10 protein-coding genes and 1 pseudogene are annotated in these 17,358 nt (G+C 44.4%); 7 read left to right on the forward strand and 4 right to left on the reverse strand.

All coding sequences use genetic code 11. From position 1 onward, the window contains the following. The first annotated feature begins 85 nt into the window (after positions 1-85). Both mutL and B7709_RS05995 read left to right on the forward strand, forming a co-directional pair. Positions 86-2,035, forward strand: a complete 1,950-nt coding sequence (gene mutL / locus B7709_RS05990; protein WP_084972091.1) for a DNA mismatch repair endonuclease MutL — start codon at positions 86-88, stop codon at positions 2,033-2,035. Positions 2,036-2,362: 327 nt separating this feature from the next. Then, a complete protein-coding gene (locus tag B7709_RS05995) occupies positions 2,363-4,132 on the forward strand; it encodes a glycoside hydrolase family 13 protein (RefSeq protein WP_084972092.1) in 1,770 nt (589 codons plus the stop codon). 298 nt (positions 4,133-4,430) lie between these two features. On the opposite strand, the gene B7709_RS06000 is transcribed toward B7709_RS05995, so the two are convergent. The 4 genes from B7709_RS06000 to B7709_RS06015 all read right to left on the reverse strand — a co-directional run bounded on the left by B7709_RS06000 (position 4,431) and on the right by B7709_RS06015 (position 12,048). After that, entirely contained in the window at positions 4,431-9,455 is a 5,025-nt protein-coding gene (locus tag B7709_RS06000) for an SIALI-17 repeat-containing surface protein (RefSeq protein WP_084972093.1), read from the reverse strand. Positions 9,456-9,777: 322 nt separating this feature from the next. After that, entirely contained in the window at positions 9,778-10,074 is a 297-nt protein-coding gene (locus B7709_RS06005) for a rhodanese-like domain-containing protein (protein ID WP_084972094.1), read from the reverse strand. Further along, positions 10,064-11,719 (reverse strand): FAD-dependent oxidoreductase, encoded by a 1,656-nt coding sequence (locus B7709_RS06010; protein WP_084972095.1) that lies wholly within the window; start codon positions 11,717-11,719, stop codon positions 10,064-10,066. The genes B7709_RS06005 and B7709_RS06010 overlap by 11 nt, the downstream gene beginning before the upstream one ends. 20 nt (positions 11,720-11,739) lie before the next feature. Continuing rightward, positions 11,740-12,048, reverse strand: a complete 309-nt coding sequence (locus tag B7709_RS06015) for a rhodanese-like domain-containing protein (protein WP_084972096.1) — start codon at positions 12,046-12,048, stop codon at positions 11,740-11,742. A gap of 176 nt (positions 12,049-12,224) precedes the next feature. Between B7709_RS06015 and B7709_RS06020 the strand changes: the two genes are divergently transcribed. From B7709_RS06020 to B7709_RS06040, 5 genes and pseudogenes are all read left to right on the forward strand, one after another. Next, on the forward strand, positions 12,225-12,788 hold the full coding sequence (locus B7709_RS06020; protein WP_084972097.1) for a sugar O-acetyltransferase: 564 nt from the start codon (positions 12,225-12,227) through the stop codon (positions 12,786-12,788). Positions 12,789-13,069: 281 nt separating this feature from the next. Next, positions 13,070-14,304 (forward strand): annotated as a pseudogene (locus tag B7709_RS06025) (carbohydrate-binding domain-containing protein). Positions 14,305-14,429: 125 nt separating this feature from the next. Further along, positions 14,430-15,194: a nucleoside phosphorylase gene (locus B7709_RS06030; protein ID WP_084972099.1), complete on the forward strand. Its 765-nt coding sequence runs from the start codon at positions 14,430-14,432 to the stop codon at positions 15,192-15,194. A 33-nt stretch (positions 15,195-15,227) separates the two neighbouring features. Next, positions 15,228-16,607, forward strand: coding sequence for a TrkH family potassium uptake protein (locus B7709_RS06035; protein WP_084972100.1), 1,380 nt, complete (start codon positions 15,228-15,230; stop codon positions 16,605-16,607). A gap of 13 nt (positions 16,608-16,620) precedes the next feature. Next, positions 16,621-17,286 carry a potassium channel family protein gene (locus B7709_RS06040; protein WP_084972101.1) on the forward strand — a complete coding sequence of 222 codons (666 nt, stop codon included), beginning with the start codon at positions 16,621-16,623 and terminating at the stop codon, positions 17,284-17,286. Positions 17,287-17,358: the final 72 nt, after the last annotated feature.

Below are 17,358 nucleotides of genomic sequence, written 5' to 3' on the forward strand. Positions count from 1 at the left end.
TGGTATTTGCTTTTTCTGGTAGCATCTGAAATATGGTATAATATAATCAATTTCTAGGAAAATAGATACAGAAAGGGGCTGAAAGATGTCTCACATTATTGAATTGCCAGAGGCGCTAGCAAACCAGATCGCGGCTGGAGAGGTTATTGAACGTCCTGCCAGTGTAGTCAAAGAGTTGGTAGAAAATGCCATTGACGCTGGTTCTAGCCAGATTATCATCGAGATTGAGGAAGCAGGTCTTAAGAAGATCCAAATCACAGATAATGGCCATGGAATTGCCCATGATGAGGTGGAATTGGCTCTACGCCGTCATGCGACCAGTAAGATAAAAAATCAAGCAGACCTTTTTCGGATTCGGACGCTCGGTTTTCGTGGCGAAGCCCTGCCCTCTATTGCTTCTGTCAGTGTCTTAACTCTGTTGACAGCGGTGGATGGTGCAAGTCATGGGACCAAGTTAGTCGCTCGAGGGGGAGAAGTCGAAGAAGTCATCCCAGCGACTAGTCCTGTAGGAACCAAGGTTTGTGTAGAGGACCTCTTTTTCAACACGCCAGCCCGCCTCAAGTATATGAAGAGCCAGCAAGCGGAGTTGTCCCATATCATTGATATTGTCAACCGTCTGGGCTTGGCCCATCCTGAGATTTCCTTTAGCTTGATTAGTGATGGTAAGGAAATGACACGAACAGCAGGGACTGGTCAACTGCGCCAAGCCATTGCAGGGATTTATGGTTTGGCGAGTGCCAAGAAGATGATTGAAATTGAAAACTCTGATCTAGATTTCGAAATTACAGGATTTGTGTCTCTACCTGAGTTAACCCGAGCCAACCGCAACTATATCAGCCTCTTCATCAATGGCCGTTATATCAAGAACTTCTTGCTCAACCGTGCTATTTTGGATGGTTACGGAAGCAAGCTTATGGTGGGCCGTTTTCCACTGGCTGTCATTCACATCCATATCGATCCTTATCTAGCAGATGTCAATGTGCATCCGACCAAGCAAGAGGTGCGGATCTCTAAGGAAAGAGAGCTGATGGCGCTAGTTTCAGAAGCTATTGCAAAGAGTCTCAAGGAACAAGCCTTGATTCCTGATGCTTTAGAAAATCTTGCCAAGTCGACCGTGCGCAATCGTCAAAAGGTAGAGCAGACCATTCTCCCACTCAAAGAAAATACGCTCTATTATGAAAAAACAGAACTCTCAAGACCTAGTCAAGCTGAGGTGGCTGATTATCAGGTTGAATTAGCTGAGGAAGGGAAAGATTTGACCTTATTTGCCCAGGAAACCTTGGCCCAGCTGACCAAGCCAGCAAAACTACATTTTGCAGAGAGAAAGCCTGCTAACTACGACCAACTAGACCATCCAGAGTTAGATCTTGCTAGCCTCGATAAGGCTTATGACAAGCTGGAGCGAGAAGAAGTATCCAGTTTCCCAGAGTTGGAGTTTTTCGGGCAAATGCACGGGACCTATCTTTTTGCCCAAGGGCGAGATGGTCTCTATATCATAGACCAACACGCGGCTCAGGAACGGGTCAAGTACGAGGAATACCGCGAAAGTATCGGCAATGTTGACCAGAGTCAGCAGCAACTCCTAGTACCTTACATCTTTGAGTTTCCTGCGGATGATGCCCTTCGTCTTAGAGAAAGAATGCCTCTCTTAGAGGAAGTGGGCGTCTTTCTAGCAGAGTACGGAGAAAATCAATTTATTCTACGTGAACATCCTATTTGGATGGCAGAGGAAGAAATCGAGTCTGGCATCTATGAAATGTGTGACATGCTGCTCTTGACCAAGGAAGTTTCTATCAAGAAATACCGAGCGGAGCTGGCTATCATGATGTCCTGCAAGCGGTCTATCAAGGCCAATCATCGTATCGATGACCACTCAGCTAGACAGCTCCTTTATCAGCTCTCTCAATGTGACAATCCATATAACTGTCCTCATGGACGTCCTGTTTTGGTGCATTTTACCAAGTCGGATATGGAAAAGATGTTTCGACGTATTCAGGAAAATCATACTAGCCTCCGAGAGTTGGGGAAATATTAAGAGTGGGGGCTATTTTGCAGAACTATCGTGTATAAATAAAATAAGATTCCTGTTTCTAGTAAAGGTGAGACAGGAATCTTTTAATATACTTACAAAATCATGTGGTTCGAAGGCTACTGGTGTTAATGAAGTGAATCAGGTGCTAAAAACAGTGTAACGGTTTAGCAGGAAGAGCCGCGGTTAAAGTAGGTTGATCTAGGTACTTTGAAGAAGAGCTGGGAAAGAGAAGCGCTTGCAAAGGTAGTTGTAAAATAGTATACTAGGATTAAGCTATGGAATCGTTTGCATAGAATCGAAATGATAAAAGAAAATTTAGGAGACAAAACAATGGAATTAACAGCCATTTACCATAGACCAGAGTCGGAGTATGCTTATCTTTATAAGAATAAGACAATGCACATTCGTATCCGAACGAAAAAGGGGGATATTGAATCAGTTACCTTGCATTATGGGGACACATTTATCTTTTTAGAGGAGCATTATGAAGCATGTAAGGAAATGGCCAAAGTTACCTCCGATGCTTTGTTTGATTACTGGCAAGTGGAGGTTACAGTTGGCTATGCGCGACTCCAGTATCTCTTTGAGATTAAGGATAAGCAAGGCCAAAGCATCTTGTATGGCGATAAGGGATGTGTTGAAAATACGCTAGAAAACCTTCATTACGAGGGGAATGGCTTTAAGCTTCCTTATATTCATGAAATTGATGCTTGTCATGTACCTGACTGGGTTTCAAAGACGGTCTGGTATCAGATTTTTCCAGAACGCTTTGCCAATGGTAATCCTTCTCTTTCGCCAGAAGGAGCTCTAGCTTGGGATTCCTCTATCAAACCACAGACGAGTGATTTCTTTGGTGGTGATTTACAGGGCATTATTGACCATCTGGATTACTTGCAAGACTTGGGCATTACAGGCCTTTATCTCTGTCCAATATTTGAGTCTCCGAGCAATCACAAGTACAATACGACGGATTATTTCGAAATTGACCGTCATTTTGGAGACAAGGAGACCTTCCGTCAACTGGTGACAGAAGCTCATCAGAGAGGGATGAAAATCATGCTGGACGCTGTTTTCAATCATATAGGAGACCAGTCTCCACAGTGGCAGGATATTCTCAAACATGGTGAAGATTCCGTTTATAAAGACTGGTTCCATGTTCAAGACTTCCCAGTGACCAAGGATAAGATTGCAAATCCAAGAAAGCTCCCTTACCATACCTTTGCCTTTGCCAGCTATATGCCCAAGTTAAATACGGCAAATCCTCAAGTTAGGGACTATTTGCTAAGAGTTGCGACTTACTGGATTGAAGAGTTTGATATCGATGCTTGGCGCTTGGATGTGGCCAATGAAGTCGATCACCAATTTTGGCGAGATTTCCGGAAGGCTGTCTTGGCTAAAAAGCCTGACCTTTATATTCTTGGAGAAGTCTGGCACACGTCTCAGCCTTGGTTAAATGGTGATGAGTTCCATGCGGTCATGAACTATCCTCTCTCTGATAGTATCAAGGATTATTTCTTGCGTGGGGTCAAGAAGACCAATCAATTTATCGATGAGATCAATGGTCAATCTATGTATTATAGACAACAGATTTCGGAAGTGATGTTTAATCTTCTGGATTCGCACGATACGGAGCGCATTTTGGCTACTGCAAAAGGAAACGTCCAACTGGTCAAGTCTGCCCTAGCCTGCCTCTTTTTACAAAGGGGGACACCGTGTTTCTACTATGGAACCGAGTTAGAATTAGACGGAGGACCAGACCCAGATTGTCGTCGTGTGATGCCTTGGGACCGTGTTTCCGACAGTAATAACATGCTTCATTTTATGAAGAAATTGATTCAGCTTCGCAAGGATGTTTCAAACATTATCCAACATGGAACCTATAACCTGAAAGAAATCAAACCAGATGTGGTATCTCTAGCATGGGATTATGATGGACAAAAAGTCCAAGCCATTTTTAACCAATCAACTGAAAACTATCTTGTAGATCGTGATTCTGTAGTGCTAGCCAGTCATTGTCAAGAAACAGACGAGGGTCTTTCTATTTTACCGAACGGTCTTGCGGTCTGTTATCAAGCTCCTGAAATTTCGTCTAGTATCTGATTTGGAAATAGAGAGAAGTATTTTCTGCTCGATCAACTACAATATAGGCAGATGGTTTTCACGACAATCTAAAAACTGTAGGAAAATTGAAAAGATTGAGTTTTGACTTGCTCAGAACTAGGTCTTTTTCATTTTACCTTACTTTGTTTGCAGAGGTGATAGACGGACAGTCTGTTCCGTCTTTTCTAGACTACCAAGCAAATAAAAAATTGTCCTGCCCTCAGAAGCAAATGCAGCTTTTAGGGGGCAGGACAATGTGATTTCTTCTTATCTTTAGGTGATTTGGATGATGTTTATTTTACTCCTTTTTAGTTTTTACTAAGAAAGTAGCTGTTAAGACCAAACTGAGACCAGCTAAGAAGAGGAGTGGATTTCTTTCTTCCCCAGTTGCAGGGAGTTTTTCTTGATGAACACTATCAGTCGTGTGTACCAGTGCCTCTGTCTCTGTTGTAGTTGGTTTTTCATGTGGGTTTACAACCTCAACAGTTGGTGAGCTTGTAGTGTTGTAGACAACTGCATAAGTACTAACGTTATTGGTCAAAAATTCAAGCATGCCATCTCGGATAGTAAAGTCCTGTGGTTCTAACTCTCTAGTCGGAGTGAGGTAGTAGACTCCTTGCACTTCTCCTGAAACTGGTAAGCGAACTAAGACTTGGTTCTGTAGTTGGACATTGTGATTTTCCTTATTTTTGAGCTGGAAATCATATGCATCGTATGTCTTACCAAAGAGTTCTTGGGCTAGCACTCGTCGGCTTGCTAAGTGGGCAACGTCTTCCAAGTCAGTAGCTCCACCGATGATTTCGACTCCCGTCTTTTTATCTTTCAAGGTGCGCAACTGATACTCAGGTCGAGTGAGGGTTGGAGCAGCCTGATCTCCACTAGTTCCGATAGGGTCAGTGTACTCAGGTTTTTCTACTATTGGAGCTTCCTCTTGCCCTGCGGTTCCGATAGGGTTGGTGTATTCAGGTTTCTCAACAGTAGGAGCTTCCTCTTGACCCGCCGTTCCGATAGGGTCAGTGTACTCAGGTTTTTCTACTATTGGAGCTTCCTCTTGCCCTGCAGTTCCGATAGGCTCAGTATATTCCGGAATTTCAACAGTAGGAGCTGGTTCGTCCCCCTTGCTTGTAGTTGGTTGTTTCTCGTCAACCTTTTTCTCATCCTTTTTAGTAAAGACGGCTACGACAGGACTGCTTGTGGTAGTTCCTTGAATGGCATAAGCTGCAATCGCTTTTCCGATTTGTCGATCAGTACCGTCAGGGATTGGGATTTGAACTTGATTGTCTTGGATTGATAGCACGGTCTGATCCCCACTTGTAACCAGATGCGTTTCGTCCACTTTGCGCAAGACTAGAGGATCTTTGACACCTGGGAAGGTCACAGCGATGGCTTCCCAATCTCCAGATGGTAGGGTTAAGGAAATTTCTTTGTCATTTTCCTTAAGAGGAGCGATACTTGGGCTATCTATACCAACAGCAGGGGCTTTGATGATATCAAAGAAGTCTAGAGAAATTTTCTTGCGACCTTCTGGTGAATCTGGGTCAACACGTAACGTTAGGGTGTGCGGACCGTCAGCAAGGTTTGTAAATTCGCCAATAAAGGCTCTCTTTTCAGTAGCGCCTGAAGTGTAGAAGTCTAGACTTGGCATTTCTTTGCCATCTAGTGTAACACGCGCTCGTCCAAGGGCAAGGCTCTTCAAACCATAGATACGAATACCTGTACCAGTAAAGGAAATAGTTGCCTGAGCTTCTGAAGCTGCACTAGAGTCGCTGTTGTTGATGTCAGCGTATTTTTCCGTACCTCCGTAGAGTTCAGGGTCAGACCAATCCTTAAACTGGGAACCATACTGGATACGAGTGTCGCGATCATCCATTTTCTCAATCGTGTTACCTGCTCCTGATAGGATCTTGAAGTAATCTAATGAAATTTTCGAGCGTTCACTTCCACGTCCTTTGTGCTCACGTTTAACGCTAAGAGTCAATGTATGAGGTCCGTCTGACAATCCTGTGAAGCGGCCGATGAGACTTCCTTTTTCAGTTGCCCCAGCAGTATGAAAATCAAGCTCTCCAACTTCTTTGCCGTCAATTTTAGCAGTAGCAAGGCCTAGTTCGGACGATTTTAGTCCATAGATTTCGATACCAACACCATTGAAAGGAATGGTAGCAGTCACGTCTTCGTCTGTGTAGTCACCTTTTGAAAGATTAGCAAACTTCTCCGTTCCTCCAAATAATTCTGAATCTGCCCAGTTTCCAAAGGCAGCTCCGTACTGGATACGACCGTCTCGGTCATCCATCAATTCACTAGGAGTTTCTACAGTGACCTGTTCAGATACTTGTGTGGAGACTTCGCCCAGCATTGCCTTGACGGTATAAGTATAGGCGAGTTGAGGATTTAGTGATCGGTCGATAAAGTTAGTTTGATTGGTTATAAATTCTCTAGTTGCAGAGGTTTGACTAGATTCATCTTTTACTTGTCTTTGGATGACATAGTGGGTAGCGCCTTCTACTTGGTTGAAGGTGAGTTCGGCAGTGACTCCATTTTGTCGAACTGCTGTCAGACTGGTTACACGACCAGGGAAATGTTCAAAGGTAATGACATCGCCTTTTTGTGTTGCCAGTTGGATGCGGCCATCTTTGAGGACAGTTGCCTTGACAGCTTTGCCATTGACCTTGATTTGGCTGGCTTCGATATTTGGATAGTCTACAACCAAGTCTCCACCGACATTTGAAAGGAAGGACAAACTTTGAAGATTTTTATCTTTCCACTTCATGCTGACTTCGAAGTTACCACGGGCAATCAAACCAGAAACCTGACCGTCTTTCCAAGCATCTGGAAGGGCTGGCAATGGTGCAATATAGCCGGTATGAGATTGGAGGAGCATTTCTGCCATCCCACTAGTTGCCCCAAAGTTTCCATCGATTTGGAATGGTGCGTGGGTATCCCAAAGGTTTTCTAGGGTTGAATACTTGAGCTGTTCAGCGAGTAAGCGATGGGCACGGTTACCGTCCAAGAGACGAGCCCAAAGGTTGATTTTATTAGCCTTAGACCAACCAGTACCACCATCTCCGCGATGGTTGAGGGTAGCACGCGCAGCCTCTAGGTATTCAGCTTGGTCCTTGCTAAAGAGTGTACCTGGGAAGAGACCAACCAGATGGGAAACGTGGCGGTGGTTATTTTCAATCCCTTCGTTGGTGAATTGCGGACTGTCTTCTTCATACCATTCCTTGATCCGTCCTTCTTTGTTGATGTGAAGGGGTTTTAGTTTGTCAAATTTAGCCTTGACCTCTGTGACCAACTCCTTGTCGACATTCAGATGGTTAGCGACTTCCATGTAGTCATGGAATAGTTGCCAGACTAGTGATTGGTCAAACGTGTTTCCGATGGTGATGGTACCGTGTTCTGGTGAGTAGGATGGAGAAGACACCCAACGGTCACTGGCATGGTCATAGTGCAAGAAGGAGTTCCAGAACTTGGCAGTTTCCTTGAGCATAGGATAAATCTTTTCTTTGAGATAAGTCTCATCCTTGGTGAATTTATAGTAGTCATAGACGTTCTGCATCATCCAGGCATTAGCAGCTGGCGACCAACCCCAATAATAATTCCAACCAGGAGTAGTCCAGCCAAATGGTGTTGCTTGAGTGTGGACCAGCCATCCATTTTCCTGTCCGTCTTTTGACTCGATACCAGCGTATTCCTTGGCAGCGATACGGCCATAGTAACGCATGTCGTCAATGTAATTAATCATTGGCTTGGCTGTTTCAGCAAGGTTGCTCATGTAGGCTGGCCAATAGTTCATTTGCAAATTGACATTGAGGTGGTAGTCAGCGTTCCAAGGTGGATTGTCTACAGCATTCCAGACTCCCTGTAGGTTGGCAGGAAGGGCATCTGTCCGATCACGAGACGAACTAATCAGTAGATAACGGCCATATTGGAAGAAGAGTTCTTCTAGTTTTTGCCCTTTGCTAGGGTTATATCCTTGAAGGGCCTCTTTTGTCGTTTGAGCAGTCTTGCTTCCACCTAGGTTTAGTTTAACGCGATTAAAGAGACTTTGATAATCCTTGATATGGTCCTTTTTAAGTGTCTCGTAGTCTTTGGCCTTAGCGGCTTCTACAATGCCTTTAACCGTTTTTTCGAGGTCAATGTCTTTTCGATAATTGGTTTTTGGATTTTGAGCAAAGTTAGTTTTGGCGCTGAGATAGAGAGTCGCATAGCTTGCACCTGTGACGGTTAGAGTCTCATTCTGAACAGTGACTTTTCCGTCCGTTTTAATTCCTAAATAGGATGCAAATTTGAGTCCGTTATCTTTGACAGTCCCTTTTAGAAGGATTCCATTTTCATCTGTAGTGACATGACCGTTCTTATAGTTGGAATATTCCCAAGAGTAGTTGCCATTAGCAAGTAAGTCCTCTGTCAAGCTATTCCAAAGGGTAAAGTCAAGCGTCTTGTTTCCTTTTTTGGTTAAGTGGGTCACGGTGACATCATCAGGATAGCTGGAGAAGGTTTCGCGTTTGAAGGTCGTCCCATCTTGGGTATAAGAAGTAGTCGTAGTAGCTTCTGTGATATCCAAACTGCGGTGATAGTCTGTTACAGTATCAAGCCCTTTCTTCTGGTTATTAAAGACCATGAATATATCCCCAAAGGCTAGGTAGCGACCATACTGGGCGTTGTTTGGTCCAACTAGATTTTGTTCAGCTAGTTGTTTGGCTTTTTGGCGGTCTCCATCTTCGAGAGCTTTACGAATCTCTGCCAAGACCTTATAGCGCTCCTTGTAGTTCCCTCCGTTATAATCGGTACTATCAGGTTGGGGACCTCCTGACCAGAGGGTCTTTTCGTTATACTGAATTCTCTCTTCGCCAATTAGACCAAAGACCTTGGCTCCCATCTCGCCATTTCCGACTGGAAGGGCTTGTTTTTCCCAACCATCATAGGAAGGAGCTGTTGGCTGATCATAGTTGAGTTGATAGTTTTCTTGCTTTGTCACAGGTAGCTCGGTATTTTTATTCTCCTTATTTTCTTTAGCTTCCACAATGGCTTCTTCACTAGCTTGACGATTTGTTGTCTGAGTCTCCTCGGTTGCTTTGCTTTTGGGAACTGGATTCTCAGCTAGAGGTGGCTCTGTAGTCTCAGTAGCTTCAACTGCTCTGGGTTCGCTATCAGGCTTAGTGCTAGTTTCGACTGAGGTGTGTTCAGTTTGTTTGACCTCAATACTATCAGCGGAGACAGTGTGGCTGGCTAGAAAAACAGCTCCCAACAAAACAGAAGCAGTCCCAACTGTCAGTTTGCGGATGCTGTAGCGACAGGATTTCTCCCAAAATCTTTTATCCATAGGAATCTCCCTCTTCTTTCTTGTAAGCGTATACATTTTTATTTTTTAAAAAAAACTTACAAAAAATAAGTTATTTATTATTGTTTATGTTCTTAATATAGCAAAATAGTCAAAATAGTGCAACCTTTTTGAGAGAGATTTGTATAAATTGCTTCAGTTTTTCTTGCTTGTATCCTTGTGGGAGAGTGAAGGTCAGCTATCCAGAGGGGGAATTGTATTGATAACGGCACTAACGTGGTCAATACAAAAAGCCCGTATTCTAATCCTATGTGAGGATTTGGATACGGACTGATTGCTGAGACTGATTTTAAGTAACTTTGACTTATTCTACTTGACCGGGCCAAGCATTCATACCACCTTCTACATTGGTAACGGTGAGGCCTTGGGCGCTGAGAAATTGACAGGCAGAGGCGGAACGTACTCCCCCTTGACAGATGACATGGTATTCATGGTCAGGTTTGAGTTCTTTGTAGCCTTGCTCCAGGGTGCTTAAAGGCAGATTTTTGGCACCTGGTACATGTCCTGCTTGGAATTCATGTACTTCACGGACATCGATAAGATCTAGATTTTCATGTTGATATTTTTCATAAAAGTCAGCCATGCTGATATTAGTTACCATATTCTACTCCTTCTGGGTTAGCCATTTTGTATAGTGAATAAGCGCCGTCAAGGTTTTGGACGGTAAATCCTGCTTGCTTGAGGATACGCTCTGCGATATAGCTGCGCAAACCACTGTGGCAGCTAACGATGTAAGCTTGGTTCTTGTCTAGTTCATCCAAGCGTTCCCGTAGTTCGTTTAGGGGGATGTGGATAGTATCGACTCTGAGTCGACCACTCTGGAATTCACCACTTGTCCGTACATCTAAGAATTTCTTACCAGTAGCCAGTTCGTCTTCGAGCTGGTACCATTGAATATTGTCGCTTAAACCTTCGATTAGGTTCAAGGCTGCGTAACCCAGCATATTGACGGGATCCTTGGCAGAGCCAAATGGTGGCGCATAGGTAAACTCCAATTCTGGTAAATCAAAGACGGTGAGATTTCCTTTGACAGCAGTTGCTAGGATATCAATTCGCTTGTCAACACCTTTCTTCCCAACTCCTTGGGCACCATAGATTTTTCCAGTGGTCGGGTCAAAGAGGAGCTTCAAGGTCATATCAGTAGCGCCTGGATAATAACCAGCGTGGTCTTTTCCGCTGACATGAAGCGCCTTGTAAGGAAGTTGATTCATGCTAAGGATACGTTCGCTGAGACCAGTCGAAGCAGCTGTCATATCAAAGACACGAACGATCGCAGTGCCGATACTGCCCTTGTTGGTACGACCGAGTCCTGCGATGACGTCCGCTACTTGGCGTCCCTGACGATTGGCGGGAGAAGCTAGAGAGATGAGAGCGTCTTGGCCCGTAATCTCTTGCTTGACGACGATGGCATCGCCAACTGCAAAAATATCTTTTTGACTGGTTTCATAATGTTCATCGACCAAGATTCCACCACGAAGTCCCAGTTCAATCCCCGCAGCTTTTGCCAGTCCGTTTTCAGGTTCAACACCGACAGAAAGGATGGTGAGGTCAGAAGTGATCTTTTGACCGTTTTCGAGAACGATGATTTTTCCTTGGTCTTCAAATCGAGTCGCTGACTGAGAAGTGATAACGCGGGCGCCGTTTTTAACCAATTCTGCTTGGACAAAGGCCGCCATTTCCTGATCTAATGGTGGCAAGACATGGGGTGCTTTCTCAACGATAGTAACTTGCAATCCACGTTTCGCCAGGTTTTCAGCCATTTCAAGCCCGATAAATCCTGCACCGATAACGACAGCTTCTTTTGGATGATTGTCCAAGGCTGCCATAATTTCATCGAGATCGGGAACATTGCGAAGCGTGTAGGCGTTCTTAGCTTCTGCCAAGCCTTCAATGGTAGGAACAAATGGTTTAGCTCCTGGGGAGAGGATCAACTTGTCGTAGCTTTCTGTGAATTCCTGTCCATCATGGCGTACGGTCACAGTGCGCTCTGCTGGCGAAATGCTGATGACCTCATGGAAAGGACGAACATCCAGATTAAAGCGTGCTTTGAGACTTTCAGGAGTTTGGACCAATAAACTATCACGGTTTGCAATTTCTCCTGAAACATAGTAAGGAAGTCCGCAGTTTGCAAAGGAAACAAAGGGACCTTTCTCAAAAATAGTGATTTCAGCGTCTTCCATGAGACGTCTGAGACGGGTTGCTGCTGACATTCCGCCTGCAACTCCCCCGACAATGATAATTTTCATTGACTTTCTCCTTTATACATCTAGATGACCTTACCTGTCCAAGCACTCATACCGCCTCGGACATTGATGACATCGTAGCCTTTTTTCTTTAGCTTCTTCGCAGCTAGTTTGCTTCGCACACCAGAATGGCAAATGACATAGAGTGTTTCTTTTGTCTCAGGTGTGTAAGATCCGATTTCGGTTAGAGGGACATTCTTGGCATTTTTGATATGACCTCTGCGGAATTCTGTAGGTGTTCGAACATCCAGTAGCTGAATCGGTTCTCTGAGTTTAGCTTCTAACTCGCTGGTAGAAATACTGTCAATTTTTGTAAATAATAAGTGAAACATAGGCACCTCCAAATATACCCTTATGGGGTATATTAAACCATGAAGTAAAGCTTTTGTCAAGCAAGTTGTTTTGAGTTGGGATGGGGATTTGTTTTGAGAGACTGGAAAGCAGGCTATTCTTGACCTTTCAAAGTCTTTTTGATATGATGGCCTCAAAGTAAATATGAGGTGCTAAGATGACCAGTGAATACCAGAAAATGATTGCAGGGGAACCCTACCATCCGTTTGACCCTGAGTTGCGTGCGCTCGCTCAGACTGCACGCCAGAAGCAGGCGGATTTCAACCAGGAGCTAGACCCCTTGAAAGGGGCGGATATTATCAAGACTTGGTTTGGTTCAACTGGGGAAAATCTCTATGTTAATCCACGTCTGGTGGTCGATTATGGAGTCAATATCCATCTAGGGGAAAATTTTTATTCTAATTGGAATTTGACCATGCTGGATGTTTGTCCGATTCGCATTGGTAACAATGCCATGATTGGCCCCAATTGTCAGTTTTTAACCCCACTCCATCCACTGGATCCGTATGAACGCAATTCAGGGGTCGAATACGGCAAGCCCATCACCATCGGAGATAATTTCTGGGCTGGAGGTGGCGTCATTGTCCTTCCTGGAGTGACACTAGGAAATAATGTCGTCGCTGGAGCAGGGGCCGTGATTACCAAGTCCTTTGGAGACAATGTTGTCCTAGCTGGGAATCCTGCGCGTGTTATCAAGGAAATACCAGTAAAAGAAAACTAAAAAGAACAGCCCAGGCTGTTCTTTTTATGAACTCTAATCTTATAAATTTTTCTTCTTTTTGGCTTTCTTGGTCAAGGAGACATGGCACTGGGGATGTTGGTTTTAAAAACTATTAAATGCATTTTAGTACTCTCAAATTGTTTCTAGCAGTCCTTTCTAAAAAATTACTAGGCGAAATCTAATCCAAACTAAATAAGGAAACTTTCAGAAAAGTTTTAGTTTCGTTTCAGAAATCTTCTGTAGACTGTCTAGCTATATCATACGAAGGAGAGGAAAAAGGTATGAAATCAAAAAAATGGTCCTACTTGCAACGAGTTTAACGGCAATGGTGCTGATGGCAGCATGTGCCCAGTCAACAACTACATCTAATACCAATGCAACGACAAATAATGCAACAACAACTTCAACAAAGGCAAATCAAACTTCCTATTTTACAGAAAAGGACTATGATACTTCTTATGATGAAAGCACAGCTTCTAAGATTGAGCTATCTGGCTCATCTGCAAACGTCTCTGGAGATGGGGTAGCAGTCTCTGGTTCAACAGTGACTATCACAAAATCTGGAACCTATGTGATTTCAGGTCAGTCTGACGGAGTTCAGATCAAGGTCGAGGCAAATAAGTCAGTAGATGTTCACCTAGTCCTAAAAGGTGCGACCATGACCAATACCAATGCAGCGATATCTGCGACATCGGCTGACCATGTCTACCTGACTCTGGCAGAAGGAACCACCAACAGTCTCTCTGACTCAAGCTCGAACAGTGACGAAAAAGCCGACGCAGCTCTCTTTTCTAAGGTGGATTTAACCATCAACGGGAAAGGAACTCTTAATGTAGAAGGAAAGAAAAATAATGGTATTAAGGCTAACGATACCCTCCACATCACGGGTGGAACCTATAACATCACAGCAGTTGGCGATGCCTTTAATGTCAATGATGAACTCAACATCACTGGTACGACCATGACCATCGATGCTAAAGAAGATGGAGTCAAGGTGGACAATGATGAAGATACTTCAGTCGGAACCATGTACCTATCTAACAACAACATCACCGTTACAGCAGGAGATGATGGCATCCACGCATCAGGTGATTTGGTTATCGATAGTGGGACCTACACCGTCAAAAATTCCACAGAAGGACTTGAAGGGAAGTCCATCACTATCAACGGTGGCGATATCAACATTTACGCGACAGATGATGGTGTCAATGCAGCCAACAAAAATGCCCAACAAAGTGAAATCTTCTTTACCATGAATGGTGGAAACCTGACAGTAGAAGTTGGTCAAGGGGATACAGACCCAATCGACTCAAATGGGAATATCACTGTCACAGGCGGAACCATTAAAATGATTGGTCCAACAGGTTTTGACTTTGATGGAACTGCGACCTACACAGGTGGGGACATCTATCTCAACGGTGAAAAGCAAACGGAAATCGTCAATTCTATGCCTGGAGGCGGTGGGCCGAATGGAGCTCCTCAAGGTGACGGTCCAGTCCCTGGCGGACAAGGATAAGCAAAATTCTCCTTTCTCGAGAGAGAAGGGAGATTTTTGTGTTGTTACTAGAGGAAATGTAAAGACAACTCCTTGACACTCCGTCAGTTTTTGATACAATAGTACAAAATTAGAGGAGGTGGGCGATGATTCAGAAGCATGCGATTCCCATTTTAGAGTTTGATGATAACCCCCAAGCGGTCCTTATGCCAACACATGAGGGGTTAGACTTGAAGTTGCCAAAGAAGTGTATCTATGCATTTTTGGAGGAGGAGATTGACCGCTATGCTCAGGAAGTAGGGGCGGACTGTGTTGGTGAGTTCGTTTCTGCCACCAAGACTTATCCAGTCTATGTCCTCAACTACAAGGGCGAGGAGATTTGTCTGGCCCAGGCGCCTGTGGGTTCTGCCCCAGCGGCCCAGTTTATGGATTGGTTGATTGGCTATGGTGTGGAGCAAATCATTTCCACTGGAACTTGTGGAGTCCTAGCTGATATAGAGGAAAATGCCTTTCTCGTCCCTGTTCGCGCTCTGCGAGATGAGGGGACCAGCTACCACTATGTAGCGCCTTCTCGTTATATAGAGATGCAGATTGAGGCGATCTCTGCCATTGAGCAAGTCTTGGAACAAAGAGGCATTCCTTACGAGGAGGTCATGACCTGGACGACAGATGGTTTTTATCGAGAGACGGCTGAAAAGGTTGCCTATCGCAAGGAAGAAGGCTGTGCTGTTGTGGAGATGGAGTGCTCGGCTCTTGCGGCAGTAGCCCAGCTACGTGGGGTTGTATGGGGAGAGTTGCTCTTTACCGCAGATTCATTAGCAGATCTAGACAACTACGACAGTCGTGACTGGGGCTCAGAAGCTTTTGATAAGGCCCTTGAACTCTGTCTTGCCATTGTGCACCACATGTGAGTGTTCTTACTGTTTTTATGGTAGAATGTAATTATGTTATTCAAATCTTTTTTGGAAAAAATCAAGACGACATTGGGACGGTTATCGCCAGCCCGTCGCATCTTTTTAAGTTTTGCCCTAGTGATTCTCTTGGGTTCACTCCTTTTAAGCCTCCCCTTTGTGCAAGCAGAAACGTCACAAGCGACCTACTTTGACCATCTCTTTACGACCGTGTCCATGGTCTGTGTGACAGGGCTCTTTACCCAGCCGGTGGCCTCTACTTACAATATCTGGGGCCAGTTGATCTGCATGATCTTGATCCAGATTGGTGGTTTGGGGCTCATGACCTTTATCGGAATCTTTTATATCCAAGGCAAGCAAAAGCTCAGTCTTCGTGGCCGTGAGACCATTCAAGAAAGTTTTAGTTATGGGGAAACTCAGTCTCTAAAGGACTTCATCCGCTCGATCTTTCTGACGACTTTTCTGGTGGAAGGGCTCGGTGCCTTTCTCTTGAGTTTCCGCTTTATTCCTGAATTTGGCTGGGGGCGAGGGATTTTAACCTCTATCTTTTTGGCCATTTCAGCTTTCTGCAATGCTGGATTTGATAATTTTGGAAGTACGAGTTTGGTAGCCTTTCAAACGGACCCCTTAATCAATCTAGTGATTGCAGGTTTGATTATCACGGGTGGGCTAGGATTTATGGTCTGGTTTGATTTAGCGACCCAGTTTGGGAAAAAGAAAAAACGCCGCCTGCGTTTCCATACCAAGTTGGTTCTCTTTCTAACGGCGGGAATTTTGCTCTTTGGAACAGTATCGACTCTCTTAATTGAGTGGAACAATCCTGGGACGATTGGAAATCTTAGTACTCCAGAGAAACTGCTGGTTAGCTTTTTCCAGACCGTCAGCATGAGAACGGCTGGCTTTGCTTCAATTGACTACACCCAGGCTCGACCAGTTACCTTACTGATTTACATCTTGCAGATGTTTCTGGGCGGGGCACCTGGAGGGACAGCAGGGGGGCTCAAGATCACGACCTTCTTTGTCTTGTTGGTCTTTGCTCGTAGCGAACTATTGGGCTTGCCTCATGCCAATGTAGCTCGGAGAACCATTGAACCCCGAACTGTGCAAAAATCTTTCAGTGTCTTTATTATCTTCTTGCTGACCTTCTTACTGGGCTTGATTTTACTAGGGATAACAGCAGAAGGAAATCCACGCTTTATCTACCTCATGTTTGAGACCATTTCAGCCCTTGCGACAGTTGGGGTAACGGCAAATTTAACACCAGAGTTAGGTAAGTTAGTCCTTAGTATCGTTATGTTGCTGATGTTTATCGGCCGTATTGGCCCCTTGACACTACTGGTCAGTGTAGCAGAATATCAGCCAGATAAGAAAGATTTGATTCACTATATGAAAGCAGATATCACCATTGGATAAGAAAGGAAGAACGATGTCAGATCGGACAATTGGAATTTTAGGTTTGGGAATTTTTGGGAGTAGTGTTTTGGCTGCCCTTGCCAAGCATGATATGAATATCATTGCTATTGATGACCACGAGGAGCGCATCAATCAATTTGAACCGGTGTTAGCGCGAGGGGTAGTTGGCGATATTACGGATGAAGACCTTCTTCTATCGGCTGGGATTGACACCTGTGATACCGTAGTCGTCGCAACGGGTGAAAATCTAGAGTCCAGTGTTCTTGCGGTTATGCACTGCAAGAGTTTAGGAGTGCCGACCGTCATTGCCAAGGTCAAAAGCCATACAGCTAAAAAAGTTCTAGAAAAAATCGGTGCGGACTCGGTCATCTCACCAGAGTTTGAAATGGGGCGCTCATTAGCGCAGACAATCCTCTTTCATAACAGCGTGGATGTCTTTCAGCTGGACAAGAATGTTTCGATTGTCGAGATGAAAATTCCCCAATCGTGGACTGGTAAAAGCCTCAGTCAGTTAGATTTACGTGGGCGATACAACCTCAACGTACTAGGTTTTCGTGCCTATGAAAATGCTCCTCTGGATGTCCAATTTAGCCCCAATGACCTCTTGAAGCCAGACACCTATATCATGGCAGTCATTAATAACCAACATTTAGATACCCTAGCAGAGCTGAGTGAGTAGAAGAGGAAGGACAACTATTTTTTCAATAACTATTGAGTCAATATCAATATAAGTATTTTATAAGAGGGATTT

The sequence above is a fragment of the Streptococcus oralis subsp. dentisani genome (assembly GCF_002096335.1).
In the GTDB taxonomy this organism is placed as follows: Bacteria; Bacillota; Bacilli; order Lactobacillales; family Streptococcaceae; genus Streptococcus; species Streptococcus oralis_Z.

What these genes read in the sequence shown, in the direction of transcription:
- B7709_RS06040 (WP_084972101.1), top strand. Translation starts at nt 16,621, where the DNA reads ATGTCAGATCGGACAATTGGAATTTTAGGTTTGGGAATTTTTGGGAGT.
- B7709_RS06000 (WP_084972093.1), bottom strand. Translation starts at nt 9,455, where the DNA reads ATGGATAAAAGATTTTGGGAGAAATCCTGTCGCTACAGCATCCGCAAA.
- B7709_RS06020 (WP_084972097.1), top strand. Translation starts at nt 12,225, where the DNA reads ATGACCAGTGAATACCAGAAAATGATTGCAGGGGAACCCTACCATCCG.
- B7709_RS06015 (WP_084972096.1), bottom strand. Translation starts at nt 12,048, where the DNA reads ATGTTTCACTTATTATTTACAAAAATTGACAGTATTTCTACCAGCGAG.
- B7709_RS05995 (WP_084972092.1), top strand. Translation starts at nt 2,363, where the DNA reads ATGGAATTAACAGCCATTTACCATAGACCAGAGTCGGAGTATGCTTAT.
- mutL (WP_084972091.1), top strand. Translation starts at nt 86, where the DNA reads ATGTCTCACATTATTGAATTGCCAGAGGCGCTAGCAAACCAGATCGCG.
- B7709_RS06030 (WP_084972099.1), top strand. Translation starts at nt 14,430, where the DNA reads ATGATTCAGAAGCATGCGATTCCCATTTTAGAGTTTGATGATAACCCC.
- B7709_RS06035 (WP_084972100.1), top strand. Translation starts at nt 15,228, where the DNA reads ATGTTATTCAAATCTTTTTTGGAAAAAATCAAGACGACATTGGGACGG.
- B7709_RS06005 (WP_084972094.1), bottom strand. Translation starts at nt 10,074, where the DNA reads ATGGTAACTAATATCAGCATGGCTGACTTTTATGAAAAATATCAACAT.
- B7709_RS06010 (WP_084972095.1), bottom strand. Translation starts at nt 11,719, where the DNA reads ATGAAAATTATCATTGTCGGGGGAGTTGCAGGCGGAATGTCAGCAGCA.